At 67.0% G+C, this 26,827-nt stretch carries 29 protein-coding genes and 1 tRNA gene; 4 read left to right on the top strand and 26 right to left on the bottom strand.

Annotation, left to right across the window (positions count from 1 at the left end; translation table 11 throughout):
• Positions 1–6: 6 nt before the first annotated feature.
• The 5 genes from ACTHJF_RS08380 to ACTHJF_RS08400 form a co-directional block, all read right to left on the bottom strand.
• On the bottom strand, positions 7–1,164 hold the full coding sequence (locus tag ACTHJF_RS08380) for an acyltransferase family protein (protein WP_440266710.1): 1,158 nt from the start codon (positions 1,162–1,164) through the stop codon (positions 7–9).
• Entirely contained in the window at positions 1,161–1,916 is a 756-nt protein-coding gene (locus ACTHJF_RS08385) for a queuosine precursor transporter (RefSeq protein ID WP_440266711.1), read from the bottom strand. Before ACTHJF_RS08385 ends, ACTHJF_RS08380 begins: the two co-directional genes overlap by 4 nt.
• 84 nt (positions 1,917–2,000) lie before the next feature.
• A complete protein-coding gene (locus ACTHJF_RS08390) occupies positions 2,001–2,282 on the bottom strand; it encodes a DUF427 domain-containing protein (RefSeq protein WP_440266712.1) in 282 nt (93 codons plus the stop codon).
• Position 2,283: 1 nt separating this feature from the next.
• Positions 2,284–2,820, bottom strand: coding sequence for a peptide deformylase (gene def, locus ACTHJF_RS08395; protein WP_440266713.1), 537 nt, complete (start codon positions 2,818–2,820; stop codon positions 2,284–2,286).
• 79 nt (positions 2,821–2,899) lie between these two features.
• Positions 2,900–3,733, bottom strand: coding sequence for a DUF4197 domain-containing protein (locus ACTHJF_RS08400; RefSeq protein WP_440266714.1), 834 nt, complete (start codon positions 3,731–3,733; stop codon positions 2,900–2,902).
• 181 nt (positions 3,734–3,914) lie between these two features.
• Here ACTHJF_RS08400 and ACTHJF_RS08405 point away from each other — a divergent pair, with 181 nt between their 5' ends.
• The 3 genes from ACTHJF_RS08405 to ACTHJF_RS08415 all read left to right on the top strand — a co-directional run bounded on the left by ACTHJF_RS08405 (position 3,915) and on the right by ACTHJF_RS08415 (position 6,863).
• Entirely contained in the window at positions 3,915–5,993 is a 2,079-nt protein-coding gene (locus ACTHJF_RS08405) for a carbon starvation CstA family protein (RefSeq protein ID WP_440266715.1), read from the top strand.
• Positions 5,990–6,226, top strand: coding sequence for a YbdD/YjiX family protein (locus tag ACTHJF_RS08410; protein WP_440266716.1), 237 nt, complete (start codon positions 5,990–5,992; stop codon positions 6,224–6,226). Before ACTHJF_RS08405 ends, ACTHJF_RS08410 begins: the two co-directional genes overlap by 4 nt.
• 133 nt (positions 6,227–6,359) lie before the next feature.
• Positions 6,360–6,863, top strand: coding sequence for a DUF2127 domain-containing protein (locus tag ACTHJF_RS08415; RefSeq protein WP_440266717.1), 504 nt, complete (start codon positions 6,360–6,362; stop codon positions 6,861–6,863).
• Positions 6,864–6,879: 16 nt separating this feature from the next.
• Here the strand turns inward: ACTHJF_RS08415 and ACTHJF_RS08420 are convergent, their stop codons facing one another.
• The 21 genes from ACTHJF_RS08420 to ACTHJF_RS08520 all read right to left on the bottom strand — a co-directional run bounded on the left by ACTHJF_RS08420 (position 6,880) and on the right by ACTHJF_RS08520 (position 24,136).
• On the bottom strand, positions 6,880–7,443 hold the full coding sequence (locus ACTHJF_RS08420) for a GNAT family N-acetyltransferase (RefSeq protein WP_440266718.1): 564 nt from the start codon (positions 7,441–7,443) through the stop codon (positions 6,880–6,882).
• Positions 7,444–7,452: 9 nt separating this feature from the next.
• Complete coding sequence (locus ACTHJF_RS08425; RefSeq protein ID WP_440266719.1) at positions 7,453–8,139, bottom strand: HAD family hydrolase; 687 nt, start codon at positions 8,137–8,139, stop codon at positions 7,453–7,455.
• A 109-nt stretch (positions 8,140–8,248) separates the two neighbouring features.
• A tRNA-Lys gene (locus ACTHJF_RS08430) sits at positions 8,249–8,324 on the bottom strand.
• A 75-nt stretch (positions 8,325–8,399) separates the two neighbouring features.
• Positions 8,400–9,083, bottom strand: a complete 684-nt coding sequence (gene queC / locus ACTHJF_RS08435; protein ID WP_440266720.1) for a 7-cyano-7-deazaguanine synthase QueC — start codon at positions 9,081–9,083, stop codon at positions 8,400–8,402.
• 173 nt (positions 9,084–9,256) lie between these two features.
• Complete coding sequence (queE, locus tag ACTHJF_RS08440; RefSeq protein ID WP_440266769.1) at positions 9,257–9,940, bottom strand: 7-carboxy-7-deazaguanine synthase QueE; 684 nt, start codon at positions 9,938–9,940, stop codon at positions 9,257–9,259.
• Positions 9,941–9,959: 19 nt separating this feature from the next.
• On the bottom strand, positions 9,960–10,820 hold the full coding sequence (gene ybgF / locus ACTHJF_RS08445) for a tol-pal system protein YbgF (protein WP_440266721.1): 861 nt from the start codon (positions 10,818–10,820) through the stop codon (positions 9,960–9,962).
• Complete coding sequence (pal, locus tag ACTHJF_RS08450) at positions 10,820–11,326, bottom strand: peptidoglycan-associated lipoprotein Pal (protein ID WP_431634227.1); 507 nt, start codon at positions 11,324–11,326, stop codon at positions 10,820–10,822. The genes ybgF and pal overlap by 1 nt, the downstream gene beginning before the upstream one ends.
• 245 nt (positions 11,327–11,571) lie before the next feature.
• A complete protein-coding gene (gene tolB, locus ACTHJF_RS08455; protein ID WP_431634228.1) occupies positions 11,572–12,888 on the bottom strand; it encodes a Tol-Pal system beta propeller repeat protein TolB in 1,317 nt (438 codons plus the stop codon).
• Positions 12,889–12,896: 8 nt separating this feature from the next.
• Positions 12,897–13,838, bottom strand: coding sequence for a cell envelope integrity protein TolA (gene tolA / locus ACTHJF_RS08460; RefSeq protein WP_440266722.1), 942 nt, complete (start codon positions 13,836–13,838; stop codon positions 12,897–12,899).
• Positions 13,825–14,274, bottom strand: coding sequence for a protein TolR (tolR, locus tag ACTHJF_RS08465; protein ID WP_440258378.1), 450 nt, complete (start codon positions 14,272–14,274; stop codon positions 13,825–13,827). The genes tolA and tolR overlap by 14 nt, the downstream gene beginning before the upstream one ends.
• A gap of 11 nt (positions 14,275–14,285) precedes the next feature.
• Positions 14,286–14,972, bottom strand: coding sequence for a protein TolQ (gene tolQ, locus ACTHJF_RS08470; RefSeq protein WP_431634231.1), 687 nt, complete (start codon positions 14,970–14,972; stop codon positions 14,286–14,288).
• Between the two features lie 28 nt (positions 14,973–15,000).
• On the bottom strand, positions 15,001–15,402 hold the full coding sequence (gene ybgC, locus ACTHJF_RS08475; RefSeq protein WP_440258377.1) for a tol-pal system-associated acyl-CoA thioesterase: 402 nt from the start codon (positions 15,400–15,402) through the stop codon (positions 15,001–15,003).
• 57 nt (positions 15,403–15,459) lie between these two features.
• Positions 15,460–16,506 carry a Holliday junction branch migration DNA helicase RuvB gene (gene ruvB, locus ACTHJF_RS08480; RefSeq protein ID WP_440266723.1) on the bottom strand — a complete coding sequence of 349 codons (1,047 nt, stop codon included), beginning with the start codon at positions 16,504–16,506 and terminating at the stop codon, positions 15,460–15,462.
• 130 nt (positions 16,507–16,636) lie between these two features.
• Positions 16,637–18,556 (bottom strand): potassium transporter Kup, encoded by a 1,920-nt coding sequence (locus ACTHJF_RS08485; protein ID WP_440266724.1) that lies wholly within the window; start codon positions 18,554–18,556, stop codon positions 16,637–16,639.
• Between the two features lie 16 nt (positions 18,557–18,572).
• Positions 18,573–19,169 carry a Holliday junction branch migration protein RuvA gene (gene ruvA / locus ACTHJF_RS08490; RefSeq protein WP_440266725.1) on the bottom strand — a complete coding sequence of 199 codons (597 nt, stop codon included), beginning with the start codon at positions 19,167–19,169 and terminating at the stop codon, positions 18,573–18,575.
• Positions 19,166–19,690: a crossover junction endodeoxyribonuclease RuvC gene (gene ruvC / locus ACTHJF_RS08495; RefSeq protein WP_440258374.1), complete on the bottom strand. Its 525-nt coding sequence runs from the start codon at positions 19,688–19,690 to the stop codon at positions 19,166–19,168. The genes ruvA and ruvC overlap by 4 nt, the downstream gene beginning before the upstream one ends.
• A 40-nt stretch (positions 19,691–19,730) precedes the next feature.
• Positions 19,731–20,465: a YebC/PmpR family DNA-binding transcriptional regulator gene (locus ACTHJF_RS08500; RefSeq protein ID WP_404630293.1), complete on the bottom strand. Its 735-nt coding sequence runs from the start codon at positions 20,463–20,465 to the stop codon at positions 19,731–19,733.
• 72 nt (positions 20,466–20,537) lie between these two features.
• Entirely contained in the window at positions 20,538–21,197 is a 660-nt protein-coding gene (locus tag ACTHJF_RS08505; protein WP_440266726.1) for a lipase family alpha/beta hydrolase, read from the bottom strand.
• A 79-nt stretch (positions 21,198–21,276) separates the two neighbouring features.
• Positions 21,277–23,052 (bottom strand): aspartate--tRNA ligase, encoded by a 1,776-nt coding sequence (aspS, locus tag ACTHJF_RS08510; RefSeq protein WP_440266727.1) that lies wholly within the window; start codon positions 23,050–23,052, stop codon positions 21,277–21,279.
• Between the two features lie 112 nt (positions 23,053–23,164).
• Positions 23,165–23,767 (bottom strand): DUF3011 domain-containing protein, encoded by a 603-nt coding sequence (locus tag ACTHJF_RS08515; protein ID WP_440266728.1) that lies wholly within the window; start codon positions 23,765–23,767, stop codon positions 23,165–23,167.
• An 84-nt stretch (positions 23,768–23,851) separates the two neighbouring features.
• Positions 23,852–24,136 (bottom strand): FmdB family zinc ribbon protein, encoded by a 285-nt coding sequence (locus ACTHJF_RS08520; RefSeq protein ID WP_440266729.1) that lies wholly within the window; start codon positions 24,134–24,136, stop codon positions 23,852–23,854.
• A gap of 257 nt (positions 24,137–24,393) precedes the next feature.
• Here ACTHJF_RS08520 and ACTHJF_RS08525 point away from each other — a divergent pair, with 257 nt between their 5' ends.
• Entirely contained in the window at positions 24,394–26,793 is a 2,400-nt protein-coding gene (locus tag ACTHJF_RS08525) for a TonB-dependent receptor plug domain-containing protein (protein WP_440266730.1), read from the top strand.
• Positions 26,794–26,827: the final 34 nt, after the last annotated feature.

Genomic DNA, 26,827 nt, shown 5'->3' on the forward strand with positions numbered 1-26,827 from the left:
GGCGAGTCAGGGCGGCGTCTGCGATAGGGCGGCGGGCATATGCACCCCTGGCCTCACGCCCCGCAACCAGCGCTCACACGGCTGCGAGAAGCCGCGCGCGAGAAGCCAACCCAACGCCCATGACACGGCCAGCGTCGGCAGATACCACCATAACCCCGCCTGCGGATCGCCACCATGTGCGCGCCACAGGCGCACCGCGCCGAACACCACGAACATGTGGGTAAGGTAGATCTCGTAGCTCAAACGCCCCCAGCTTTCGAGCCAGCCGAAGCCGCGGACGTGCCGCGGGGCGGACGACGGCGCCGCCATGCCCACCAGCAGGCACAACGTGGCGAGCGTGAGCATCAGCATCACGCCATCGTGCAGGGCGCGCCACAGCCAGGGCGCCGTGAACAGCATCATGGCGAACATGGCCGCTGCGCCGAACCCGCGCAGTACCCGTGCGTCGCGCGCCGACGGTGGCCACGCACGCACCCACAGCGCACCGAGCACGCCAGTGGCGATCGCGGTCATGCCGGGCAGGTAGGCCTTCTCCTTCCACACCTCGTTGCCGGTGATCGACGCCAACGACCAGGGCAGCGACAGCGCAAGCACCACCAGCAGCGGCACCAACACGGCTCGCCGACGCGTGAGCAGGCAAACGAGGGGAAAGCCGAGGTAGAAAACTTCCTCGATCGACAGCGACCACAGCACGTCCCAGTTGCCCGGCAGATAGCCGGTATGTCCTTCGTACCAGTTCAGGTAAAGGCCCAACGCCGCGGCCACCGCACCGCCCAGCGACTGGCCCGGGCGATCGATCACGTAGTCCGGCACCGCCAGTGCGTGCAACAGGGCTAGTACACCCACCAGTGCCAGCAGGCACGGCAGGATACGCGCGGCGCGGCGCCGATAGAACGTGCCCAGATCGATGCGCGACAGGTCGCCCCAGCGATCCAGTGCGTTGCCTGCAATCAAGAAGCCGCTGATCACGAAGAACACGAACACGGCCTCGTAGCCGTTGTAGTTCAACGCATTCAACAACCGACGCGGCAGCCATTCGCCCAGCACGGTGTCGCGCAGCGGCATGCGCAGGCCGATGTGGTGCAGCACCACCAGCACGATGGCCAAGCCACGCAGCCGGTCGATACCGGGGTGGCGCACGGGGTGCGGGGCAACTGAATTCATTCGACGCGCCGCAGCTCGCCCTCGTCCTTCAGGCTGAAGGGGTTGAAGTGCGTGCCCTCGTCGAAGGTGTCCACACCTTCATGGCGCTTGAGGAAGCCGACCACGGCATAGGTCAGCGGGGTGAACACTACCTCCACCGTCACCTTCATCAGCCAGTTGAAGGCGATCACCTTGAGGATGGTCTGGCCTTCCCAGATGCCGATGAAGGCGATCGGGTAGAAGGTGAGGCTGTCCACGCCCTGCCCCACGACCGTGGAGCCGATGGTGCGCGTCCACAGCCAGCGGCCACGGGTGAGCAGCTTCATCTTGGCCATCACGAAGGAATTGGCGAAGTCGCCGATCCAGTACGCCACCAGTGAGGCCAACGCAATGCGCCAAGTGCCGCCGAACACCACTTCCAGCGCCGGTTGCAGCTGCGCATTGAATGGTTCGGAGGCGCTCGCCGGCATGCGCAGGATCACCTGGGTCATGAAGGTGGCGAACAACATCGCGCCGAAGCCCGCCCAGATCGCGCGGCGCGCCCGCGCGTAGCCGTACACCTCGGTCAGCACGTCACCGAAGATGTAGCTGATCGGGAAGAACAGGTTGCCCGCGCCGAAGGTGAGTGCACCCAGCAGCGGCAGGTTGACTGTGCAGACCTTGGCCGGACCGATCAGGTTGGAGCACAGCAGCACGGCGACCATGCCGCCCACCAGCAGGTCGTAATAGCGAAACCCGCGCAGCGGCGCGGTGGGCGGTGCGGAGGCGGCCATCGGATCCCTTTGAGCTTGGCGACGGCGCAGCATACCCGGGCATCGCCGCGGCGGGGATGCCTGGGGACACTCGCCACGGCGGCCTCAGGGGATAACCTGCACACCCTTCCAGAATGCGACGCGGCCGGCGATCTGCTTGGCGGCGTCCTTCGGCGCAGGGTAGAACCACGCTGCGCCGGGATTCACTTGCTCGCCTACCACCACGTCGTAGTAGCTCGCGGTGCCCTTCCATGGGCACACGGTATGGGCGTCGCTGTCGCGAAAGTGCTCGCGTCGTAACGCCTCGGCGGGGAAGTAGTGGTTGCCCTCGACCACCACGGTGTCGTCGCTTTCGGCTAGCACGGTGTCGTTCCAGATCGCACGCATGTCAGTCGTCTCCAAGGTCTTGTCCCGGGAACAGCACGTCGGTGAAGCCGAAACGGCTGAAGTCGGTGATGCGCGAGGGGTACAGCCGACCGATCAGGTGATCGCACTCGTGCTGCACCACGCGGGCGTGGAAGCCTTCGGCGCGGCGGTCTATCGGCATACCCTTCGGATCCACGCCCTGGTAGCGGATCAGGCTGTAGCGGCTGACCACGCCGCGCAGACCGGGTACCGAAAGGCAACCTTCCCAACCTTCTTCCATATCCTGGGAGAGGGGGGTGATCACCGGGTTGAGCAGGATAGTTCGCGGTACCTCCGGCGCCTCCGGATATCGGTCGGAGTGTTCGAAGCCGAAGATCACCAGTTGGAGGTCCACGCCGATCTGCGGCGCCGCCAGGCCGACACCACCGGCATCGTGCATGGTGTCGAACATGTCGGCGATCAGCGCGTCCAGCTCGTCGCTACCGATCATCGGTGCCGGCACGGCGGGCGCCACGCGCAGCAGTCGCGGGTCGCCCATTTTCAGGATCTCGCGAATCATGCTGGTTCTCGCAGAGAGGGAATATGGTTGGACTGCGGGTCACTTCGGCCAAATGCAAGGGGCCGAATGACCCGGCCGTTCAGCGGCCGCCGAACACCTTCTTCAGCAGGTCGGTGGTGCGTGCCGCCGGGTTCTGGCGGATCGACTGCTCCTGCTCGGCGATGGTGGTGAACAGGCCGTCCATGGTCTTTTGGGTGACGTAGTCATCCAGGTCCAGCGGACTGTGGCCGCTCTTCGATGCATCACTCTTGGACTTGCCGCCCAGCGCGCCAAGCGAACCCAGCGCATCGCCGAGCGCCCCTCCGCCGCTGCCCGAGGTGAACGCCTTGTATTTCTGGGTCACGCCGACGCTGTCGGTGGCCTGCGCCACGATCGGCCGGATGCGCGCTGCCAGCGCATCACCCGCGACGCGGCGAAAGAAGTCGGTGGCCGCGTGGTCGCCGCCGGAGAGGATGCCGCGGGCATCGTCGAGGGTCATCTTGCGGATGGCGTCGCCGAAGATGTCCGCCACCTGGGGCACGGCCTTTTCGGCCGCGCGGTTGAGGCTGAGCTCGAAAGCATCGACTTTCGCCCCCTGCCCCAGCTGGCGGGCGAGCTTGCCGGCCTGTTCCAGCTTGCCCGGCAGCGGGATGCGCACCTTGGGGTTGTTCCAGAAGCCGCCGTTGCGGCCCAGCGTATTGATCGCATGGGTCGTGCCTTTGGCGAGCGCTTCCTTGAGCCCGGCGGCAATGTCGCTGCTGGGCAGCTGGCTGGCCGTGGCGTTGTTGCCGGGGCGGGACTGGGCAGCCTGCTTGGCCTTGTTGAGCAGATCCTTGAACTGGCCGCTGGAGCCGCTCGCGGCGACGGCTCCGCCGAACATCACGCCGCCTGCCAGCACGAGCACGAACAGGCCGGGTCGAACGTTGCTGCGCATGGCACGACTCCTGTGAACGCGGGGCGGCCAGTTTAGTCCCCAGCGGCACACGGTGGCCGCACGACACATGCCGGACACGACAGCCATTCGACCAAAGGCTAATGAGGCAGCCGCCCTGCGACCATTGACCACTCCGGCTGCGAGGGTGACCCTTGGGTATCTCCACCAGAAGGGCTCTCCCATGCAAGCGACAGCCACATCCCCCACAGGGCCCGCAGGCAAACTGCTGTGGGCCCTCGTCGCAGTGATCGGCGCCTGTTGCCTCGGCGTCGTGGCGCTGCGCCGCGGTGAACCGATCAACGCCATCTGGCTGGTAGCGGCGGCGATCGCCGTGTTCGTGATCGGCTACCGCTTCTACGGCACCTTCATCAACAACAAGGTGCTGCAGCTCGACCCCAGCCGGGCCACGCCGGCGGTGCTGCGCAACGACGGGCTGGACTACGTGCCGACCAACAAATGGGTGGTGTTCGGCCATCACTTCGCCGCCATCGCCGGCGCCGGCCCGCTGGTGGGACCGGTGCTCGCCGCACAGATGGGCTACCTGCCCGGCACGTTGTGGATCCTGTTCGGCGTGGTGTTTGCCGGCGCGGTGCAGGATTTCATGGTGCTGGGCCTGTCGATCCGTCGCGACGGCCGCTCGCTCGGCAACATGCTGCGTGACGAGCTGGGGCCGTTGCCCGGCATCGTGGCGATGATCGGCGTACTCGTGCTGATGATGATCGTCCTGGCCGTGCTGGCGCTGGTGGTGGTCAAGGCGCTCACGCACAGCCCGTGGGGCACCTTCACGGTAGCGGCGACGATTCCGATCGCGTTGCTGATGGGTGCCTACCTGCGCTGGTTCCGGCCGGGACGCATCCTGGAGGTGTCGATCATCGGCCTGGCGCTGCTGCTGCTGTCGATCTGGCTGGGCAAGGCGGTGTTCGATTCGCCGGTGTGGGGCCCGATGTTCGACTTTGACGCCAAGCACCTGGCCTGGATGCTGATCGGCTACGGCTTCTTCGCCTCGGTGCTGCCGGTGTGGCTGCTGCTGGCGCCGCGCGATTACCTCTCCACCTTCCTCAAGATCGGGACCATCGCCCTTCTGGCGATCGCCATCTTCATCGCCGCGCCCACGCTGCAGTTGCCGGCGGTTACCAAGTTCATCGACGGCACCGGCCCGGTGTTCGCCGGCAACCTGTTCCCGTTCCTGTTCATCACCATTGCCTGCGGCGCGGTGTCAGGCTGGCACTCGATCATCGCCTCGGGCACCACGCCCAAGCTGCTGGCCAATGAAGGCCAGGCGCAGATGGTGGGCTACGGCGGCATGCTGATGGAGGCGTTCGTGGCGATCATGGCGCTGGTGGCCGCTGCCTCGCTGCATCCGGGCGTGTACTTCGCCATGAACTCGCCGGCCGCCCTGCTGGGCACCACGGCGGAGAGCGCGGCGCAGGCGGTAAGCCAGATGGGCTTCGTGGTGACACCCGACCAGCTGCTGCAGACGGCCAAGGACATCGGCGAAAACTCGATCCTCAGCCGCGCCGGCGGCGCGCCCACGCTGGCCGTGGGCATGGCCCAGCTGCTGCACGGCATCATGCCGGGCGAGAGCATGATGGCGTTCTGGTACCACTACGCGATCCTGTTCGAAGCGTTGTTCATCCTGACCACGGTCGATGCTGGCACGCGCGTGGGCCGCTTCATGATCCAGGAGATCGCCGGTCTCATTCACAAGCCGCTGCAGCACACCGAATCGTGGACCGGCAACCTGCTGGCGACAGTGCTGTGCGTGGCGTTGTGGGGCTACTTCCTCTACCAGGGCGCGGTCGACCCGCTGGGCGGCATCAACACGCTGTGGCCGCTGTTCGGCATCGCCAACCAGATGCTGGCGGCGATCGCCCTGATGCTGTGCACGGTGGTGGTGGTCAAGCTCAAGCGCGAGCGCTACATGTGGGCGCCGGGTATTCCGGCGCTGTGGCTGATCGTGTGCACGCTGACCGCCGGCTACGAGAAGCTGGTCGGCCCGATCAGCTTCACCGCGGCGGCCAACAAGTACGCCCAGGGCATCGCCGACGGCAAGCTGCTCGCACCGGCCAAGTCCGCCGCGGAGATGCAGCGCATCGTCACCAACAATTACGTGGACATGGTCCTGACCGGCCTGTTCATGGCGCTGGTGGTGGCCATGGCGCTGTTCGTGCTCAACGCGATCAGCAAGGCGCTCAAGGCCAATCGCCCCACGGCCCATGAGGAGCCCTACGTGGCATTGAGCAGCGTGGCGCAGCCATGAGCACCCTGACCAGCGCTCCGCGCCAGGTACGCGCCCCGTGGCAGGCCGCGGCTCGGGCGCTGTGGAAGTGGGCGGTGCAGACGGCGCGGCTGTGCTGCGGCGTGCCGGACTACGACGTCTACGTGGCGCACCTGAAGCGCGCCCACCCCGATCGCCGGATTCCCTCCTATGAGGAGTTCTTCCGCGAGCGACAGGAGGCGCGCTACAAGGGCACCGGCGGCCGCTGCTGCTGATCGCAACGGCTGCCAAGGCCACGCCGACGACGGCGTGGCCTTTTTCTTGGGCGTGGCCGTGCCCGACCGCCCTCGCGATGGCGATGTCATCTGCGCCCCGCGACAATGTCGCTTTTGCCTGTCTGCCCTCTCCATGAGCGATCACCCGCACCACCGCCCCGTCGATGACGACACTCCCGAGTCCCATCATCGGTTCGGGCTGCGCGTGATCGCGCTGTACAAGATGGTGCAGGCGCTGGGATTGCTGCTCGCGGCGGCGGCGGCCTTCCATCTGGAGCGCCAGCGCAACGTCGACCGGTTGATCGACTGGCTGGAGCATCTCTCGCTCAGCGGCACCGGCGCCCTGCGCCAGCACCTGGTCGATGCACTGGCCGGACTTGGGCCGCAGCGCTTCGTGGTGATCGGCCTGATCGCGATCGCCTACGCGGCGCTGTTCATCATCGAGGGGGTCGGCCTGTGGCTGCGCAAGCACTGGGCCGAATGGTTCACCGTCATCGCCACCGGCTCACTGATTCCGTTGGAAGCCTACGAGGTAATCGAGCACGCCAGCTGGCTCAAGCTCGGCATCCTGGCTGGCAACGTGGTGATCGTGGTGTACCTGGCGCGCATCGCGATGCAGCCGCATCGCCGACGCTGAGCGGCAACTCGAGCGCTCACGCGCTGCGGGCCGCTCGCCACTCTGCTCCAAGCAGCCCGTAGAACGCGGTGTCCGACACCTGGCCGTCGACGATCCAGCGCTCACGCAGCAGCCCCTCTCGCTGAAAACCCAGCCGCTGCAGGCTGCGCGCCGATGCCTCATTAGCCGGGTCGATGTCCGCCTCCAGGCGATGCAGTCGCAGGGCGTCGAACACCCACTCCACCAGCAGGCCCAGCGCCTCGTGCATCAGGCCCTGGCCCCAGTGCGCGCGCGCCAGGGCATAGCCGATTTCGGCACGGCGATTGGCCGGGCTGAGGTTGAACACGGACAGCGTGCCGACGACACGCCCGGTCGAGCGCAACACGATGCCCAGGCGCAGCGCCTGACCGTCGAAGAAGGCTTCGCGGTCGCGCTCCAGCATGGCGAGCGCCTCCTCTTCGCCCCGCCACGGCGGCTGGCTCCAGTAGCGCACCACCTCGGGATCGCCAAAGATCGCCAGCAGATCCGCGGCATCGCGCGTCTCGAGCAACCGCAGGGAGAATCGGTCGCAGGCCAGGTTGATCGGCGGGAAGGTGTTCATGGTTGGATCTCAAGCGGTTCGTTGCGCACGGTCGCGACCCAGCGCATCGAGCAGTGCCGGCAGATGCGTCATGTCATCGAACACGCATTGGGCGCCGGCCGCGAGCAGCCGCTCCGCGGGCGTGTGCGCGGCATAGCCGATCACCGTCATGCCTGCTGCCCGCCCGGCGGCGATGCCGGTGGGCGAGTCCTCGACCACCACGCAGTGCGCGGGACGCGCAGCGAACGTGCGGGCGGCCAGCAGGTAAAGATCAGGCGCGGGCTTGCCCTGCGCCACGTCGTCGATACAGAACCAGCGCCCCTCGAAACGCGGTAGCAGCCCGGTGGCGCGCAGGGTGATCTCCATCTTCACCCGCAACCCGTTGGAGGCGACCGCGCATGGCAGGTCGAGCGCGGCGAGCATCTCGGCGACGCCAGGCATCTGGGTAACCTCGCGCGCCAGTACCGCGCGGCTGCGCTCGCCGTAGTGCTCCTCGAACCCGGGCGGCAACGGACGGCCGAGCAACTGCTCGGCCCGCCGCACCGACTCGGCCGCCGAGCGGCCGAAGAACTGCTCGGCCATGTATTCCTCGCTCACCCTCAGGCCCAGCTCGCCGAGCATCTGCGCAAAGACGCGATTGGTGATGCGCTCGCTGTCGATCAGCACGCCGTCGCAGTCGAAGATCACCAGGTCGAGGGCGGAGGTTGGGTTGCTCATGCGGAACCGTAGCACGTGGGCATGGAAGCGGCCATTGTTCCACGGCCGCCTGTTCCCTGCGCGCGGGCGAAAAAAAACCGCCGGGGAAAACAACCCGGCGGTTCGTCGATGGTGGGCCGTCCGAGACTCGAACTCGGGACCAATAGATTAAAAGTCTACTGCTCTACCAACTGAGCTAACGGCCCGCGTGACGCGGCTGCGTTTGCAAACGCAAGCCGGCAATTTTAGGGAGCTTGCGCCACCGGCACAAGCAAGCGCGCTCAGACGTAACGGGTGGGGTCGGGCAGGCCGGCCTCGCGGAAGCCCTGCGCGCGCAAGCGGCAGGCGTCGCAATGGCCACAGGCGCGCCCCTGCGCGTCGGCCTGGTAGCAGCTGACCGTGGCGGAGAAATCGACGCCCAAGCGCCCGCCCTCACGGGCGATGTCGGCCTTGCTCATGCGCATCAGCGGCGCGTGGATGCGCAGCCCCTGGCCTTCCACGCCGGCCTTGGTCGCCACGTTGGCGAGCTGCTCGAACGCCTCGATGAAGGCCGGGCGGCAATCCGGATAGCCGGAGTAATCCACCGCGTTCACGCCGCACCAGATGTCGCGACTGCCAAGCACTTCGGCCCAGCCCAGCGCAATGGACAGCATGATGGTATTGCGCGCGGGCACGTAGGTGACCGGGATGCCAGGGTCCTCAGCGTCCAGCGGCACGTCGATGTCAGCGGTGAGCGCCGAGCCGCCGATGCTGCGCAGGTCCACCTGCACGGTCTTGTGTTCTACCGCGCCGAGCATGCGCGCCACCTGCGCCGACGCCTCCAGCTCGGAGCTGTGGCGCTGGCCGTAGGCGACGCTGAGCGCGTGCACCTGGAAGCCCTGCTCGCGCGCGACGGCGATGGTGACGGCCGAATCCATGCCGCCGGAAACGAGTACGACGGCCTTGGGGAGGGAGTTGTCGGTCATGGTTGCGGGTCCTGCGAGGCGGCCGGTCACCGGCCGGTGAGCACGCTACCGGCAACAGGCCGATGCGCGGTGTGAGGCGAAGAAGAGAGGGAGGCGAAGCGAGTAGTGAAGGCGAGGCCGGCGCCAGACGTTGCCGGCAGTGGGCTCTCTCTCACGTCTCTCGGTTCATTCCCTCAGTGCCCTGGAGCGTCGTTCCAGAGCAGCTTGTGCAATTGCAGCTGAAAGCGCACCGGCAACCGGTCGGCAATGATCCACTCGGCCAGCTCGCGCGGCTGCACTGCACCGTGCACCGGGGAGAACAGCACCATGCAGCGCCGGTCGATGCCGTGGTCGGCCACCACGGCACGCGCCCACTCGTAGTCGGCACGGCTGGCGATGACGATCTTCACCTGGTCATGCGGCAACAGGTGGTCGAGGTTCGACCACAGGTTGCGGGCGCTTTCGCCCGAATCGGGGGCCTTGAGGTCCATCACCTTGCGCACGCGCGGGTCGACGGGCGCCACATCGAGCGCACCGGAGGTCTCCAGCGACACCTCATAACCGGCGTCGCACAGGCGCGTCAGCAAGGTCAGGCAGCGCTTCTGCGCCAGCGGCTCGCCGCCGGTAACGCAGACATGGAGCACCTCGTGCCGGGCCACCTCGGCGAGGATCTCGTCGATCGCCTGCCAGCCGCCACCGTGGAAGGAATATTCGGTATCGCACCACACACAGCGCAGCGGGCAGCCGGTAAGCCGCACGAACACGGTACGCCAGCCGATCGCATCGGCCTCGCCCTGCACGGAGTGGAAGATCTCGGTGATGCGCAACCGCTCGGCGGCTCCTGCGCCCGGGCGGGCCTCGGCCACGCCCGTGTCGATGTCGCTCACCGCCGCAGCCTCAGTTGGCCGTCTGCAACTGGATCCGGTTCAGGCGCTCCTGCGCCAGGCTGGCCGCCTTGGAGCCGGGGTACTTGCGGATCACGTCCTGCAGCGTGGACTGCGCCTCGCCGGTCTTCTTCAGCTCGAACTGCGTGTAGCCCACCTTGAGCAGCGCATCGGGTGCCTTGTCGCTCTGCGGAAACTGGTTCAGCAGGCGCTGGAAGGCCTCAAGGGCGACCGCGTAATTGGTGGTGACGTAGTAGGACTCGCCCAGCCAGTACCACGCGTTGGGCGCGAGCGAGCTGTCCGGATGCTGCTGGATGAAGTCGCGGAAGCCACGCGAAGCGTTGGCATAGTCGCCTGCGCGAAGGGCCTTGAAAGCCGTGTCGTACGCCGCCTGCTCGTCGGCACCGGCCGGAGCGGCCGTCGCGCTGCCCTGCGGTGCGCTGGCGCTGCTGCCCGACGAGGCCGGTGCCGCAGCAGCGGCCGCATTGCCGGTAGTGCTGGCAGCCGGCGCGCCGGAGGGCGTCGCTGCTGCCGGGGTTCCCGCTGCTGGCGCGCCCTGGAGGCGGCTGATGCGTGAATCCAGATCGATGTATTGCGCCTTGTTCTTGTCGTCGAGCTGCTGCAACTGGTGCTGCAGTTCCTCGATCTGGCCCTGCAGTTGCTGCACCTGCGCCTGCAGTTGCTGCACCTGGTTGACCATGCCGATGCCGCCCTTGTCCTGGTTCTGCGCCTGCTGCTCAAGCCGGGAGACACGCTCGGCGAGACTGAGACGGGAGTCCTGCGCGGACACGGGACCGGCCACCAGCATGGCGGACGCAATCGCGCCCGCCATGCCGATGCTGGCTGCAAAACGAGTAGCCAGACGGATCTTCATTACTGCGCCGTGTAGACGATCTCGACGCGGCGGTTCTTGCTCCAGCAATCCTCGTTGTGCTCACGGCACACCGGCTTTTCCTTGCCGTACGAGATCACTTCGAGCTGGCCAGCCGAACCACCGGCCGCCTGGAGGGCGTCGGAGACGGCATTGCCACGACGCTCGCCGAGGCCGAGGTTGTACTCACGGGTGCCACGCTCGTCGGTGTTGCCCTCGAGGCGGACATGCGCTTCCGGACGGTCCTGCAGGTACTTGGCGTGGCACGCCATGATCTGCTGGAACTCCGGCTTGATCTCGGTCTTGTCGAAATCAAAGTACACAACGCGCTGACGCAGGCAGGCGTCGGTGTCCAGATCGCCCAGCTTGTACTTGCCGTCGTTCTGGGCAGGCTGGGTCATCGGGGGCTGCTCCGGCTGCGGAGCGGGCTTCACTTCCTGCTTCTTGGAGCAGGCGGCCGCGCCAACGCAGAGCAGGGCGACCAGGGCGACGCGAACGGTCTTATTCATGGTGACGTTCCTTCAAACGGGTTTGAGTTCCGACAGTCAATGACGATTGCGGTTACGGGACAGCATGCGCCGGTGATCCGGCTGTTCTTTTGACTTCAAGAAGTCGGCATGGCGGGTTGCCTCGCCATCGACTGACGGGTCGCAGCCAAAGGCTCCGCGACCCTTAACCGAAAAGCGCCCGAGAGCGCCCTACGGACCCACTCCGTGGGCTCCGGACCGGCGATGACCTGCCGCCCCGGTGAATCTCAACGCTGCCGGTACGGTCCCCAGCTCGGCTCGCGCACATCGCCATCGGAGAGCACGAGGCGCTGGCGGACCAAACCGTCGGCCGACACGGCATAAAGCACACCGCGACGACCTTCGGTGGCGGCGTACAGAAGCATGCTGGCGTTCGGGGCAAAGCTGGGCGACTCGTCGATGGGACCCGGAGACAGGAACCGCACCTGCCCGCCCAGACTGTTGTCCATGACAGCAATACGATACACGTTACCGTTGCCCTGCACCATGGCGATCTGCTTGCCGTCGTAGCTCACCGACGCCTCGGCGTTGTTCTGGCCCTGGAAGCTGACGCGCTCGGGGGAGCCGCCGTTGGACGACATCTTGTAGATCTGCGGCCGACCGGAGCGGTCGGAGGTGAAATAGATGCTCTGCCCGTCGGCCGACCAGGTCGGCTCGGTGTCGATCGCCAGGTTGTTGGTCAACCGCGTTTCCTTGCGACTGGCCATGTCAAGCACGAAGATTTCCGGGTTGCCCACGTAGGACAGCGACACCGCCAGCTTGCTGCCATCCGGCGACCAAGCCGGCGCGCCGTTGATTCCGCGGCTGTGCGACTCCACCAGCTGGCGCGAGCCGGTGGTGATGTCCTGCACGTAGACGTTGGAATTGCCGCTCTCGAAGGACACGTAGGCGATCTTGCGGCCATCCGGCGACCACGCCGGCGACAGCAGGGACTCACGCGAACGTGCCACGACCTGCGGGTTGTAGCCGTCCGAATCGGCCACGATCAGCGAATAGGTGGTGTTATTGCCCAGGCCGACCGCCGTGATGTACGCGATGCGGGTCCAGAAGGCACCGCGCACGCCGGTGATCTTTTCGTAGATCTGATCGGCGATCTGGTGCGCCACGCCACGCAGGTCGCCGGCCGGAGCGGTGAGCGACTGCGCCAGCAGGCTCTGCTGCTTGTTGACGTCCCACAGCTCGTACTCGACCTTGAACATGCCGCCGCCGGCATCGCTGATGCGGCCGACGGTGATGTAGTCCTGCTTGAGCAATCGCCAGGTCGGGAACTTGATGTCCGAACCCTTGGACGGGAACTCGACGATCTCGCTCTTCGCCAGCGAGCGGAACTTGCCCGAGCGGTTGAAATCGTTGCGCATCACGTCGGCGATGTCGGTGGGCAGCGGCGCGCCGCCGTCCTGTGCGAACGGCACCACCGCGATCGGCGTGGCCGTCTTGACGCCACCGACGATGTCGACGTTGAGTGACTGGGCACTGGCCGGTGGCGTGAGCAACGCGCCAAGCAGCAGGACAGCGAGGGCAAGCAGCAGATTCGGTTTACGCATGGGCTTGATCATTGCGGCCTGAAGGTGAAGGTGAGATCACGCTGGAACACGCTCTCGAAGCCCTTGTAGGGCAACGGTTGCGCTCGCAGCACCGCGTTCTCGACCGAGCGGCGTCCGGCCTCGTCGTACGGACAACTGCTGTCGACCCTCGCGCTCATTACGTCGCCGCCAGGCAGCTGGGTGATGTGCACGACGCACGGCAAAGCCGCCATGTTATCTGGCCGCAACCAGTTCTGCGTGACCGCGTTCTGAATCGCTGCCTGGTATTTGGCGAGCAGGCTGTCGTCCTTGCCATTGGTGCCGGTCTGGCGCTGGTCGGCCGCCGGCAGGTCCGGCAAGCCGTCGTCCTTGGCGTTCTTCAGGTCCTTCAGTTGCTGCTCGGCCTGGCGCTTCCTGTTGTCGGCCTGCCGCGTGGCGGCCGAGGCCTTGTCCAGCTTGGCGAACAGTTCATCGATCTTCTTCTTTTCCTCTTCCTTCTTTTTGGCCGCCTGGGCATCCAGTTCGGCCTGGCGCTGGCGCTGCTTTTCTTCCTGCTCGCGCTTGGCGTCCTCGGCCTTCTGCAAGGCGTCGGCGACCACCTTTTCCTGGTCGACCACGTCCGGATGCTCCGGCGGCGGCGGCAGCGTTTTCACCTGCGGCGCCTGCACGGTGGGGGTCGGCGGCGGCACCGCCGGGGGCGGCGGCACGGTGTCGGGAACTGGCCGCGCCTTGGTGGGCTTGGGTGGCGGCGCGCCGGTGGGGCCGATCAGCACGGCCTCGATCGGCTGGCCCGGGAGCTCCAGCGGCTTGGCGCAGGCGATCGGATTCCACCCGGCCGGCAGGTGCAGCAACTCGAACCACTTCTCGTAGGCCGAGCACGGCAGGATCGCCAGGTAGAGGAACGCCAGGATGCCCAGGTGCAGGACGGCCGCCAGCACCACGGCCATGGGCGTGCGCTTACTTTCGTCCATCGGACGCGCTCGTCCCCTGCGGTGGCTGGCTCATCAGGCCGACCTTGGCCACGCCGGCCTGCTGCAGATCGGCCAGCACCTGATAGACGCCGTCGTACTTGCCGTCGCGGTCGCCGGCCACCAGCACGCTTACTTCCGGATTGGCCTTGACGAACGCGCCGACCTTGGTCTTGAGGCCCTCTTCGTCGATGGCTTCCTTCTTGGCGTCGCCCAGGGTCAGGAACAGTTTGCCGTCCGACCCCACGGAGATGATCACCGGATCCTTCTTGTCCTTCAGTGAGCGGGCGTTGGCCTGGGGCAGGTTCACGTCGACATTGGCGTTGAGCATCGGCGTGGTCACCATGAAGATGATCAGCAGCACGAGCATCACGTCGATGTACGGCACGACGTTGATCTCGGACTTGAGCTTGTGCCGCTTGCGGTGGCTGGGGCGCATGGGAACGGACCTCAGCGGACGTCGTCAGACTGGATCTGCCGCTGCAGCACCGAGGAGAACTCCTCCTGGAACACCTCGTAGCGCGAGGCAATGCGCTCGACGCGGTTGGCATAGCGGTTGTAGGCCCACACGGCCGGAATCGCCGCGAACAGACCCATCGCGGTGGCGATCAGCGCCTCGGAGATATGTGGCGCGACGGCGGCGATGGTGACGTCCTTCATCTCGCCCAGGCCCTGGAACGCGCCCATGATGCCCCACACGGTGCCGAACAGGCCGACGTAAGGGCTGATCGAGCCGACGTTGGCGAGGAACTCGAGATTGCGCTCCAGCAGGCCGATCTCACGGGTGCCGGCCACACGCATGGCGCGCTCGGAGCTCTCCATCACTATGCGCATGTCACTGGCCTTGCGCTGGCGCTGGCGGGCGAACTCGCGAAAGCCGGACTCGAAGATCGTCTCCATGCCGCCGTTCTCGGCGCCGCCGTTGCTCACTTCGCGGAACAGCTGGGCCAGGTCGCCGCCGGACCAGAAGCGCTCCTCGAACGCCTCGGCGTTTTCCATCGCCGCCTTCATCTGCGAGTACTTGCGGATGATGATGACCCAGGACATGAAGGAGAACGCCAGCAGCACGAGCATGACCAGCTGTACCGGCGTGCTCGCTTCCGCGACCAGCTTGAAAATGTTCAGTCCACCGTTCATGGCTTGGGAGTTCTCCGCGGAAATGGGGTCAGGGGGTAAGGCCGGGGATGGCGTCGTCCGGTATCCGTACCGGTGCCATGCGCTCGACATCGACGCACGCCACGCGGACCTCGGCCCGAATGAGCCCGGTGCCGTCGCGGCGCTGGATGGTCTGGCCGAAAAGAATACTGGCAGCGCGACGTTCTTTGACTTCCACTGTCACGAGCAGTTCATCGTCCAGCAGGGCGGCCTTGAGGAAGTCGATGTGCATCGAGCGCACCAGAAAGGCCAGCCCGGTGCGCGCCTTGAAGGCCGACTGCTCCACGCCCAGGCTGCGCAACCACTCGCTGCGGGCCCGCTCCAGGAAGCGCAGGTAGCTGGCGTGGTAGACGACGCCACCGGCGTCGGTGTCTTCCCAGTAGACGCGGACAGGCCAATGAAACACGGGCATGGGGCGTGATCTCTTGCGGCGGTTGGAGGCGACAGCCGCACGGCGGCGGCGCGTGGATCAGGGTTCGCTGGACCCGGCGGAAAACAGGTCCGGCGCCAGCGCCTGGCGCGGCGGCGGGGTGAGGCCCAGATGCCGCCAGCCCTTGGCGCTGACCATGCGCCCGCGGGCCGTGCGCACCAGGTAACCCTGCTGGATCAGGTACGGCTCGACCACGTCTTCCAGCGTGCCACGGTCTTCGCTGAGCGCCGCGGCCAGCGATTCCACGCCGACCGGGCCGCCGTCGAAATTCTCGATGATCAGGGTCAGCAGGCGCCGGTCCAGCTCGTCGAAGCCCTGCGGATCGACCTTCAGCATGCCCAGCGCGGCCTGCGCCGCGGCCAGGGTGATGGCCCCGCCGGCGCGCACTTCGGCGTAATCACGCACGCGGCGCAGCAAGCGATTGGCGATACGCGGCGTGCCGCGCGAGCGGCGGGCGATTTCCTGCGCCCCCTCCACCTCGCAGGCGATACCGAGAATCTTCGCCGCGCGGCGCACGATGTCGGTGAGCTCCTCGGCGGTATAGAACTCCAGCCGCTGCACGATGCCGAAGCGGTCGCGCAGCGGCGCCGCGAGCATGCCAGCGCGCGTGGTGGCGCCGATCAGGGTGAACGGCGGCAGGTCGAGCTTGATCGAGCGGGCGGCCGGGCCTTCGCCGATCATGATGTCGATCTGGAAGTCTTCCATGGCCGGATACAGCACTTCCTCGACCACCGGCGACAGGCGATGGATTTCGTCGACGAACAGCACGTCGTGCGGCTCGAGGTTGGTCAGCAGCGCGGCCAGGTCGCCGGCGCGCTCCAGCACGGGGCCGGAGGTGGAGCGCACGTTGACCCCCAGCTCGTTGGCGATGACGTGGCTGAGCGTGGTCTTGCCCAGCCCCGGCGGGCCAAAGATCAGCACGTGGTCCAGCGCCCCGCTGCGCTTCTTCGCCGCCTCGATATAGATGGAGAGCTGCTCGCGCACCGCCTGCTGGCCCAAGTATTCGGCCAGACGCCGGGGCCGGATGGTGGCTTCCAGCGCGTCGTCGTCGAGCTGGGCGGCGGCAGTGATGATGCGGTCGGTCATGTCGGCATTATGGCAGGCCGCGGCGCGCCCGTAGGAGCGCACCGGCGCGCGGCGACCTTCGCCGAGACCGAATCCGGCGCGCACAGGTTGCGCTCTTACCCCCGCGATCGCGCAGGCTCGAGCCGGCCGCTCAAATCTCCACCTGCGCGCCCAGCTCGATCAGCCGATTGCCGGGGATCTGGAAAAACGCCGTGGCCGGCATCGCGTTGCGCGCCATGAACGCGAACAGCTTGTCGCGCCACAGCGCCATGCCCGGGCGGCGCGCATCGGCCACGATGTTCTCGCGCGAGAGGAAGAACGTGGTGTCCATCAGGTCGAACGGCAGCCCGCTGCGCGAGCACTGCGCCAGCGCCAGCGGAATGTTCGGGTCCTCGGCAAAGCCGAAGCGCAGGGTGAGGCCGTAAAAGCCGCCGCCCAGCTCTTCGAGCTGGATGCGCTCCTCCGACTCCGCCACCGGGGTTTCCAGCGTCTCGGCGGTGAGCAGCACGTTGCGCTCGTGCAGCACCTTGTTGTGCTTGAGGTTGTGCAGCAGGGCGTGCGGCACGGCCTCCTGGTTGGCGGTGAGGAACACCGCCGTGCCCGGCACGCGCAGCGGCGGATGCTCGGAGATGTTGGCGATGAACGGCTTGAGCGCCAGGCCGCCCTGCTTGATCTCGCGTACCACCAGGTCGCGACCGCGGCGCCAGGTGGTCATCACTACGAACATGATCAGGCCCAGCACCAACGGGAACCAACCACCCTGCATGATCTTCAGCGTGTTGGCGCCGAAGTAGCTCAGGTCGATCACCAGCAGCAACACCGCCGTGAGGATCACCGCGGCGCGGCTCCAGTGCCACATGCGCCGCGCCACGATCATCACCAGCACGGTGTCGATGGCCATGGTGCCGGTCACGGCGATACCGTAGGCGCCGGCCAGCGCGTTGGACGAGCCGAAGCTCACCACCGTGGCGATCACCGCCACCATCAGCGCGCGGTTCACCCACGGCAGGAAGATCTGCCCGATCGCCTCGCGCGAGGTATGCACCACCTGCATGCGCGGCACGAAGCCGAGCTGGATCGCCTGCCGCGTCACCGTAAACGCGCCGGAGATCACCGCCTGCGAGGCGATCACCGTGGAGGCCGTGGCCAGCGCGATCATCGGATAGAGCGCCCAGTCCGGCACGGCGTGATAGAACGGATTGTCGATCGCCTTCGGATCGACCAGCAGCAACCCACCCTGGCCGTAGTAGTTGAGTAGCAGCGCCGGCATCACGAAGAAGAACCAGGCGGCGCGAATCGGAAAGCGCCCGAAGTGGCCCATGTCGGTGTACAGCGCCTCCGCGCCGGTCACGCACAGCACCACCGACCCCAGCGCCAGCGCCGAAGCGGTACCGTGGGTCATGAAGAACTGCACCGCGTACCAGGGGTTGAGTGCGTACAGCACCCCTGGCGCCTGGATGATGTTCCACACGCCGATCACGCCGAGGCTGAGGAACCACAGCACCATGATCGGGCCGAATACCGCGCCGACCTTCGCGGTGCCGTGGCGCTGCATCCAGAACAGGCCCAGCAGCACCGCCACCGTGAGCGGCACCACCCAGTGCGACAGCGCCGGCGCCGCCACCTCCAGGCCTTCCACCGCCGACAGCACCGAGATCGACGGCGTGATCACCCCGTCACCGAAGAACAGGGCTGCCCCCAGCAAAGCCATCAACACCACCAGCTTGCGCATGCGGGTGGACTGACCCACCGCGCGCTGGGCCAGCGTCATCAACGCCATGATGCCGCCCTCGCCCTTGTTGTCGGCGCGCATCACCAGGCTCACGTACTTCACCGCCACCACCAGGATCAGCGACCAGGTGACCAGCGAGAGAATGCCCAGCACCGTGGCCGGCCGCGGATGCAGACCGTGCTCGGGCAGGAAGGTCTCGTGCATGGTGTACAGCGGGCTGGTGCCGATATCGCCGAACACCACGCCAATGGCACCAAGGATCAGCGCCGAGCGGCTGCCGTGCGAGGCGTCGGCGCCACCGGTATCGGTGGAGGACGAAGCTTGGGTCTGCTGATTCATGACGCTCCCCACTGCCCTAGCCGCCGAGCGCGGCGCGCAGTGCCTTGCGGATGATGGCCTCGGCGCTGTCACCATCGGCGGCGACCTTCTGCACCAGGCGCGTGACCTCGGCCGGCTTGTAGCCGAGCTGCTGCAGCGCGACCGTCGCCTCGCCGGAGGCATCCAGCGGCGCGGCTGCGCTGGCCGGCATGCCGGGCAGACTCACGCCAAGCCCGTCCACGCGGCCGCGCAGCTCCACCACGATGCGCTCGGCGGTCTTCTTGCCGATACCGGGAATCTTGGTCAGCGCCACCACGTCGCCGGCGTGTACCAGCCGCGCGAAGTCGTTGGTGGACACGCCCGACAGCACCGCCAGCGCAATCTTCGCGCCGATGCCGCTGACCTTGAGCAGGTTGCGAAACAGCGTGCGCTCGGCCTCGTGCATGAAACCGTACAGCGCCACGCTGTCTTCCTTCACGGCATGGTGAGTGAGCAGGATCACTTCCTTGCCGGTGGCGGGGAGATCGTAGATGGTCGACATCGGCGCCTCGAGCTCGTAGCCGACGCCGCCCACATCGATCAACAGCCACGGCGGCTGCTTCGAGATGAGGGTCCCACGCAGGCGACCGATCATCGTCCACGCCTCCACGCCGTGCGCGGAATGCCCACGCGGGTCAGGCTCGAACGCGTGTGCGCGTGGGTGACGGCGATGGCCAGCGCATCGGCGGCATCGGCCTGCAGCGGCCCCTTCAGTCCGAGCAGGACGCCGATCATGTGCTGCACCTGGGTCTTGTCGCCGCGGCCACTGCCGACCACCGACTGTTTCACTTCGGTTGCTGCGTACTCGTGCACCACGATCCCCTGACTGACCACCGCACAGATCGCGGCGCCTCTGGCTTGTCCCAGCTTCAGCGCCGAATCCGGATTGCGCGCCATGAACACACGCTCGATCGCGCACTCGGCCGGTTGATGGGCGGCGATGATGTCACACAGGCCGTCAAAGATGCGTTTCAGTCGCAGCGGGAACGTGGCCTCGCCAGCCACGGCGAGTGCGCCGTGGAACACGTGCGACAACTTGCCCTGCGCGTCGACATCGATGATGCCCACACCGGTGCGCTGACTGCCTGGGTCAATGCCGAGGATGCGGATGCTCATGCAATGCGCGGTCGCAACGCGGCCGGAGGCCAGCGCTGCGTCAGCCGGCGGCCTCGGCCGGCAGCAGCGCGTTGTGATAGACCTCGCTGACGTCGTCGAGCGCATCGAGGCGCTCGAGCAAATCCTGCAGCGTTTCCTGCGCCTCGTCCGGCACCGCGACGCGGTTATTCGGGCGCATCACCACGCCGGCATGCGAGGACTCCAGCCCCGCAGCGATCAACGCCTGCTGCACGGCCTCGAAGTTCTCCGGCGCACACAGCACGGTGCTCTCGCCGTGCTCGTTGACCACGTCGTCGGCACCGGCCTCCAGCGCCGCCTCCAGTACCTTCTCCTCGGCCGCCTCATTGCCGCCGGTGGCGAACACGATCTCGCCGCAGCGGGTGAACTGGAATGCCACCGAGCCGCTGGTGCCCAGGTTGCCGCCGTGGCGGGTCAGCGCATGGCGCACGTCGGCCACGGTGCGGGTGGGGTTGTCGGTGAAGCACTCGATGATCAGCGCGATGCCGGCCGGGCCGTAGCCCTCGTAGCGCAGCTCTTCCATGTTGGCGCCGCCGTCGGCGCCCGAGCCGCGCTTGATAGCACGCTCGATGGTGTCCTTGGGCATGTTGGCCGACAGCGCCTTGTCTACCGCCGCGCGCAGGCGCGGGTTGCCGGCCGGGTCGGCCACACCAGCGCGGGTGGCCACGGTGATCTCGCGGATGAGCTTGGTGAACACCTTGGCGCGCTTGGCGTCTTCGGCGTTCTTGCGACCTTCGATGGACGGGCCTCTACCCATGGCGCTGCACAACCTGATCTGGTGATGAAGCGCGGAATTTTACTCTATCCGCCCGCTACCGGTGGACCTGGCTCAGCCCGTCGCGGGCAGCTCGTTCGACGCCACCACGGCAAAGCGCCCTTCGCGCAGGAAGCGCGCGGTGAGGCGCGCCACGTCGGCGGAGAACAGCAATCCCGTGTGGCTGGCGTCGACCACGCAGTGATCGGCCAGCCCGGGCAACCGCGTCTCGGACACCGCCACGGTGCCGTCGTGCTCGCCTTCGATATGGGCAAGCACGGCGCCCAGGCCAATCGGCGAGCGGCCGGCGATCACGCCGACCTGGCGCGGGCCGTCCCAGCACTCGAAGCCCTTTTCGAGCAGGTCGCGGTTGTGGCCGAGCAGCGCTTCGCCGCTGCGGCCCAGCCCGGAAAACTCCCGCGCCGCGGCACTGCCGAGCAGCGGGGAACCCAGACACACCACTCGCCCAGGCGGCAGGTCGACAGCGTCGTGGCACACCTGCAGCGCCAGCAGGCCGCCGAGGCTGTGCCCCACCAGGTGCACCGCACTGCCGGCCTCGGCTAGCTCCACCATCCGCCCACGCAGCCGCTCCAGGATGCGCTCCTGGGTGTTGGCCACGCTGAGGTAGTCGAACCGATGGACGCGGAATCCCGCCTCCATCATCCGCCGGTGCAGCATGGCCAGCGCGAAGCCGCGCATCCACAAGCCGTGCAGCAGGATGACGTGCTCGATCATCGCGCCAGCACCTGCCGGTCAACGCGGCGACGCAACCGCTCGCTGCCGGCAAGCCATCGCGTCGACCGCATCGGCACCATCACCCCTGCCCGGCCGGCTCCGGCGCTGCGACCGCCACGTGCAGCTCCTTGAGCTGGCTCGCGGCCACCGGCGAGGGCGCGTCGGTCATCAGATCCTGCGCGCTGGTGGTCTTGGGGAAGGCGATCACGTCGCGGATCGACTCGGTGCCGGCCATCAGTGCGGCGATGCGGTCGATGCCGAAGGCCAGGCCGCCGTGCGGCGGCGCGCCGAACTTCAGCGCCTTGAGCAGGAAACCGAACTTCATCTCTGCCTCCTCCGCACCGATGCCGAGCAGCTCGAACACGGCGCTCTGCATCTCCGGGCGATGGATACGGATCGAGCCACCGCCGATCTCGTTGCCGTTGAGCACCATGTCGTAGCCACGGCTCACCGCGTTGGCCGCGTTCGCCTTGAGGTCAGCGATGTCGTCCACCTTGGGCGCGGTGAACGGGTGATGCAGGGCGACGAAGCGCTTCTCTTCCTCGTCGTATTCGAACATCGGGAAGTCGGTGACCCACAGGGGCTTCCAGCTGTTCTCGACCAGGCCACGGTCCTTGCCGACCTTCAGGCGCAGCGCGCCCATGAAGTCGGTGACCGTCTTCCACTTGCCGGCGCCGACGAACACGATGTCGCCGGTCTGCGCGCCGGTGGCCTTGAGCAGGCCGTCCAGCGCCGCGTCGTCGAGGAACTTCGCCACCGGCGAGTTGACGCCTTCGCGGCCCTTGGTCAGATCTTCCACCTTGAGCCAGGCCAGGCCCTTGGCGCCGTAGCGGGCGACGAACTCGGTGAGCCCGTCGATTTCCTTGCGCGACAGCGTGGCCGCGTCCGGCACGCGCAGCGCGGCGACGCGGCCGGCCGGATCGTTGGCCGGCTCGGCAAACACCTTGAACTCGACGTGCTTCAGCGCCGCGGCCACGTCGACCAGCTCCAGCGCGATGCGCAGGTCCGGCTTGTCCGAGCCGAAGCGGCGCATGGCTTCGTCCCAGGTCATGCGTGGGAAGGTGGCGTCCAGCTCCACACCCTGCACTTCACGGAACACGTGGCGGATCAGCTCCTCCACGAAATCCTGCACGTCCTGCTCCTCGACGAAGGCGAACTCCAGGTCGAGCTGGGTGAACTCCGGCTGGCGGTCGGCGCGAAGGTCCTCGTCGCGGAAGCAGCGGGCGATCTGGTAGTAGCGGTCGAAGCCGGCCATCATCAGGATCTGTTTGAACAGCTGCGGCGACTGCGGCAACGCGTAGAACTGGCCCGGATGCACGCGGCTGGGCACCAGGTAGTCACGCGCGCCTTCGGGCGTGGCCTTGGTCAGGATCGGCGTCTCGATGTCCTGGAAACCGCGCTCGTCGAGGTAGCGGCGCAGCGCCTGCACCAGCTTGATGCGCTTGCGCATCATCGCCTGCATTTCAGGGCGGCGCAGGTCGAGGTAGCGGTAGGTCATCCGCATGTCCTCGTTGGGGTTCTCGTGCAGCGCGAAAGGCAGATCCTTCGCCACGTTGAGAATCTCCACCTGCTCGGCCAGCAGCTCGACCGTGCCGGTCTTGAGCTTGTCGTTCACCGAGAGCCGCGCGCGGATCGTGCCAGTCACGCGCAGGCAGTACTCATAACCGACGTCGCCAGCCACCGCGAAGGCATCGGCGTTCTCGCGCTCCACCACCACCTGGGCCAGCCCTTCGTGATCGCGCAGGTCGATGAAGGCGACGTGGGATTGCAGGCGGGTCTTGTTGACCCAGCCGCACAGGGTGATGGTCTGGCCGACCAGGGACTCGTCGATGAGTCCGCAGTAATGCGTGCGCATGCGCTTGAAACTCCGGGCCGCGGCGGCGGCGTGGGGGCGAAGAAAAGACCGCGAATGTTACCACCGCAGGCGGCCGCCACGCCTGCGCCGCCGTCGCACGGACGCCCTGCCGCTACCAGCGACGATCGACCACGAACTGCCCGCGGCAGCCATGGGCGACCCACACCCCGGCGCGGTTCCAGCCCCAGCTGTAGCCTTCCGTGCACCGCGCATCGGACAACTGACGCACCAGCCGCGCATGCCCGCGCGGGCCGACGTCGACCTGGCACATCTGGTAGCGCTTCTTGTTGCTGTCGCACTGCAGCCGAATCTGGCGGTCCCAGCCCGGGCCCGGGCGCCAGGGGCCACGGTCGTCATCGCGGTCGTGGTGGCGATCGTCGCGATCGCCGTAGCGGTCGCGGTAACGGTCGTCGTAGCGATCATCGTCGCGGCCGCCCCAGCGATCGCCCGCCACGAACAGCCCGCGGCAGCCGCGATCCACCCATAGCACGCCGCGCTCCACGCCCCAGGTATCGCCGCGCACGCAGGCCGCCTTGGATTCCTGTTTCATCAACCGCGCGTCGCGCCACGGCATCACGCAGCGGGTGTAATGGCCGTCGTTGCTGGCGCAGCGCACCGGGTCGTTCCAGCCCTGGGCGCGCAACGGCGCCGATCCAGACAGCAGCGCGAACGCGCCCAGTACCCAGGCCAATGCCGCGGCAAGAAGTGATCGCATGGTGCCCCTCCAGTGATGGTGGGCGGACGCTAGCGGCACGCTGCCGAACGGCGATTGAACCGGCGCAAATCCTTGCGTGCGGGATCAGTCGGCGGCGGCGGGCGCCGGAGCGGGAGCGGGAGCGGCCGCCGGTGCCGGTGCCGGAGCCGCGGCCGGGTCGCCAGCGAGGTTACGCTTCTTGTCGCCGTCCTTCTTGAAGTCGGTCTCGTACCAGCCGCTGCCAGCTAGGCGGAACGCCGGTGCGGTCACCTGCCGCTGCACTTGTTCGGCGCCACAGGCCGGACACACGGTGGGATCGGCGTCGGAGAGCTTCTGCAGGCGGTCGAAGCTGTGGCCGCAGGCCTGGCAGGCGAAGGCGTAGATGGGCATGAAAAATCTCCGTGGAGCATCGGGCAGGCGCCGACTATGGCGCCTCGCGCCAGCATTTCAAGCATGAGAAGCTCACCCGCTGCACGATCTTGCGACAACACATTACTAACGTCTGGTTGACAGAGGCCCTAGCGGCTACCTAGTTTGCGAGACGAGGGAGCCATGTCGCGTCGCAGCAAATCACGACCGACACCGATTCGTCGCAGGGACTTTCATCGCGCACACAGACGCGATCCGCTATCCGGGGAGAATCTTTCATGTCTGCACGACCACTACCGACCCGCACCGCTCTGGTCACCGCCACTCTGCTTGCACTCTCGCAGGTGGCCATGGCCCAGGACGCCGCCCCCCAGCAGGGCGAGAAGAAGACCACCAACCTGCAGACGGTCGTCGTTACCGGCACACGGTCGTTCGACCGCACCGAGTCGACCTCGCTCGCCCCGATCGACGTGCTGACCCCGAAAGACCTCGAAGGCACCGGTGCACCCAACCTGGCCACGGCGCTGCGCACCCTGCTGCCGTCGTTCAATTTCCCCCAGCCCTCGGTAACCGACGCCACCGACGCGATCCAGCCTGCCCAGCTGCGCGGCCTGGCGCCCGACCACACTCTGGTGCTGATCAACGGCAAGCGCCAGCACCCCACCGCCATCGTCAACGTCAACGGCTCGCTCGGCCGCGGCTCCTCGCCGGTGGACATCAATGCGATCCCGGTCAACGCGATCGACCACGTGGAAGTGCTGCGTGACGGTGCCGCCGCCCAGTACGGCTCCGACGCGATCGCCGGCGTCATCAACATCATTCTCAAGGGCGGCGCCGAGCACGGCTCGGCCAGCCTCACCCGCGGCCAGTACGACGGCGGCGATGGCGACACGTGGCAGGGCGGCGCCGACGGCGGCTTCAAGCTCGGCGACAAGGGCTGGATCCACCTGAGCGCCAACGCCACGCACCAGGACTCGACCAACCGCGCCGGTCCGGATCCGCGCTACCCGGCCGACCCGACCTACAATACGGTCACCTTCCACTACGGCCTGCCGCTGACCCGCTCCAAGCAGGCGGCGATCAACGCGCAGTACGACCTGACACCGAACGCCCAGCTGTACGCGTTCACCCTGTTCAACAAGCGCGACGTGAAGGCCGGCGGCTTCTTCCGCTCGCTCTCGCAGTACGCCAGCAATGGCTCCGGCGCAGTCGACGTGTATCCCAGCGGCTATCTGCCGATCGAGAACAGCGCGATCCGCGACGACTCTGAAGTGCTGGGCGTGCGCGGCAAGGTGGCTGACTGGAACTACGACCTCAGCGCCAACACCGGCGGCAACCACTGGAAGCTCAACACCACCGACACCTACAACTACTCGCTCGGCGCCGATTCGCCGACCGGCTTCTACATCGGCACGCTGACCAACCGGCAGGACGCGTTCAACGGCGACTTCAGCCGCGACTTCGAGATCAGCGGACTGCAGAGCCCGCTCACCGTCGCCTGGGGCCTGGAGTACCGCCACGAGAAGTTCACCATCAAGGAAGGTGACGGCGCCTCCTATGCCGGCGCCGGTGCCCAGGTGTTCCCGGGCTACCAGCCGGGCGACGCGGGCACGCATGGCCGTAACAGCCGCGCGGTCTACCTCGACCTGGAAAGCGACCTGACCTACAAGTTTTCCGCCGGCCTGGCCGCGCGCTACGAGCACTACAGCGATTTCGGCAGCACCACCTCGGCGAAGGCGTCCGGCCGCTACGCGTTCAACGACACCGTGGCGCTGCGCGGCACCGTGTCGAACGGCTTCCGCGCACCATCGCTGCAGCAGGAGTACTACTCCTCCACCGCGATCAACTTCGTCAACCAGGGCGGCGGCGTGCTGGTGCCGTACACGATCCGCACCTTCCCGGTGACCGATCCGGCCGCGCAGGCGCTGGGGGCGCAGAACCTCAAGCCTGAAAAGTCGCGCAACTACAGCCTCGGACTCGTGCTGACGCCGTCCAACGGCCTGTACACCACGCTGGACCTGTACCAGATCGACATCGACCACCGCATCATTCTCAGCGGCAACCTGGTCGGCGACGCGGTGCAGAACTACCTCACCTCGGTGGGCATCCCGTTCGTCAGCGGCGGCCGCTTCTTCACCAACGCGGTGGACACGCGCACCCGCGGCGTGGATCTCGTCTCCACCTACCCAATCGAGCTGCAGAACTCCTCACTCAAGCTCACCGGCGGCATCAACTACAACAAGACCACTATTCGCAACATCGCCGACAACCCACCGCAACTGGGCCTGGCCGGGCTCACCCTGCCGATCATCGACCGCGCCGAACAGGGTCGCATCACCAAGGGCACGCCCAAGACCAAGGCCTTCGTGGCCGGCGACTGGACGGTAAACAACTGGACCTTCCACGGTCAGGTCACCCGCTACGGCGAGTGGACGACGTTCGGCACCGTGCCCAGCGGCGACCAGACCTTCGGCTCGGCCTATCTGCTGGATCTGTCGGCCAGCTACAACTGGAACGACTGGACCTTCAGCGTGGGCGGCAACAACGTCACCAACGAATACCCGGACAAGGTGCAGCCGCGTACGGCGGCATTCAACGTCATCCTCCCGTATCCCAACTCCTCGCCGTATGGCTTCAGCGGTGCGTACTACTACGCCACGGTGGCCTACCACTGGTAAGCCTCCTGGCTCATCGCCGCAACGAAGAAGCCCG

The sequence above is a fragment of the Dyella sp. genome, assembly GCF_051962475.1.
In the GTDB taxonomy this organism is placed as follows: domain Bacteria; phylum Pseudomonadota; class Gammaproteobacteria; order Xanthomonadales; family Rhodanobacteraceae; genus Dyella_A.

What these genes read in the sequence shown, in the direction of transcription:
- ybgF (WP_440266721.1), bottom strand. Translation starts at nt 10,820, where the DNA reads ATGAAGATCCGTCTGGCTACTCGTTTTGCAGCCAGCATCGGCATGGCG.
- ACTHJF_RS08385 (WP_440266711.1), bottom strand. Translation starts at nt 1,916, where the DNA reads ATGGCCGCCTCCGCACCGCCCACCGCGCCGCTGCGCGGGTTTCGCTAT.
- ACTHJF_RS08485 (WP_440266724.1), bottom strand. Translation starts at nt 18,556, where the DNA reads ATGAATCAGCAGACCCAAGCTTCGTCCTCCACCGATACCGGTGGCGCC.
- ruvB (WP_440266723.1), bottom strand. Translation starts at nt 16,506, where the DNA reads ATGACCGACCGCATCATCACTGCCGCCGCCCAGCTCGACGACGACGCG.
- ACTHJF_RS08420 (WP_440266718.1), bottom strand. Translation starts at nt 7,443, where the DNA reads ATGAACACCTTCCCGCCGATCAACCTGGCCTGCGACCGATTCTCCCTG.
- tolA (WP_440266722.1), bottom strand. Translation starts at nt 13,838, where the DNA reads ATGGACGAAAGTAAGCGCACGCCCATGGCCGTGGTGCTGGCGGCCGTC.
- ruvC (WP_440258374.1), bottom strand. Translation starts at nt 19,690, where the DNA reads ATGAGCATCCGCATCCTCGGCATTGACCCAGGCAGTCAGCGCACCGGT.
- ACTHJF_RS08505 (WP_440266726.1), bottom strand. Translation starts at nt 21,197, where the DNA reads ATGATCGAGCACGTCATCCTGCTGCACGGCTTGTGGATGCGCGGCTTC.
- ruvA (WP_440266725.1), bottom strand. Translation starts at nt 19,169, where the DNA reads ATGATCGGTCGCCTGCGTGGGACCCTCATCTCGAAGCAGCCGCCGTGG.
- aspS (WP_440266727.1), bottom strand. Translation starts at nt 23,052, where the DNA reads ATGCGCACGCATTACTGCGGACTCATCGACGAGTCCCTGGTCGGCCAG.
- ACTHJF_RS08415 (WP_440266717.1), top strand. Translation starts at nt 6,360, where the DNA reads ATGAGCGATCACCCGCACCACCGCCCCGTCGATGACGACACTCCCGAG.
- tolQ (WP_431634231.1), bottom strand. Translation starts at nt 14,972, where the DNA reads ATGAACGGTGGACTGAACATTTTCAAGCTGGTCGCGGAAGCGAGCACG.
- tolR (WP_440258378.1), bottom strand. Translation starts at nt 14,274, where the DNA reads ATGCGCCCCAGCCACCGCAAGCGGCACAAGCTCAAGTCCGAGATCAAC.
- ACTHJF_RS08400 (WP_440266714.1), bottom strand. Translation starts at nt 3,733, where the DNA reads ATGCGCAGCAACGTTCGACCCGGCCTGTTCGTGCTCGTGCTGGCAGGC.
- ACTHJF_RS08380 (WP_440266710.1), bottom strand. Translation starts at nt 1,164, where the DNA reads ATGAATTCAGTTGCCCCGCACCCCGTGCGCCACCCCGGTATCGACCGG.
- ACTHJF_RS08425 (WP_440266719.1), bottom strand. Translation starts at nt 8,139, where the DNA reads ATGAGCAACCCAACCTCCGCCCTCGACCTGGTGATCTTCGACTGCGAC.
- def (WP_440266713.1), bottom strand. Translation starts at nt 2,820, where the DNA reads ATGATTCGCGAGATCCTGAAAATGGGCGACCCGCGACTGCTGCGCGTG.
- ACTHJF_RS08520 (WP_440266729.1), bottom strand. Translation starts at nt 24,136, where the DNA reads ATGCCCATCTACGCCTTCGCCTGCCAGGCCTGCGGCCACAGCTTCGAC.
- tolB (WP_431634228.1), bottom strand. Translation starts at nt 12,888, where the DNA reads ATGCGTAAACCGAATCTGCTGCTTGCCCTCGCTGTCCTGCTGCTTGGC.
- ACTHJF_RS08515 (WP_440266728.1), bottom strand. Translation starts at nt 23,767, where the DNA reads ATGCGATCACTTCTTGCCGCGGCATTGGCCTGGGTACTGGGCGCGTTC.
- ACTHJF_RS08390 (WP_440266712.1), bottom strand. Translation starts at nt 2,282, where the DNA reads ATGCGTGCGATCTGGAACGACACCGTGCTAGCCGAAAGCGACGACACC.
- ACTHJF_RS08405 (WP_440266715.1), top strand. Translation starts at nt 3,915, where the DNA reads ATGCAAGCGACAGCCACATCCCCCACAGGGCCCGCAGGCAAACTGCTG.
- queC (WP_440266720.1), bottom strand. Translation starts at nt 9,083, where the DNA reads ATGACCGACAACTCCCTCCCCAAGGCCGTCGTACTCGTTTCCGGCGGC.
- ybgC (WP_440258377.1), bottom strand. Translation starts at nt 15,402, where the DNA reads ATGCCCGTGTTTCATTGGCCTGTCCGCGTCTACTGGGAAGACACCGAC.
- ACTHJF_RS08500 (WP_404630293.1), bottom strand. Translation starts at nt 20,465, where the DNA reads ATGGGTAGAGGCCCGTCCATCGAAGGTCGCAAGAACGCCGAAGACGCC.
- pal (WP_431634227.1), bottom strand. Translation starts at nt 11,326, where the DNA reads ATGAATAAGACCGTTCGCGTCGCCCTGGTCGCCCTGCTCTGCGTTGGC.
- ACTHJF_RS08410 (WP_440266716.1), top strand. Translation starts at nt 5,990, where the DNA reads ATGAGCACCCTGACCAGCGCTCCGCGCCAGGTACGCGCCCCGTGGCAG.
- ACTHJF_RS08525 (WP_440266730.1), top strand. Translation starts at nt 24,394, where the DNA reads ATGTCTGCACGACCACTACCGACCCGCACCGCTCTGGTCACCGCCACT.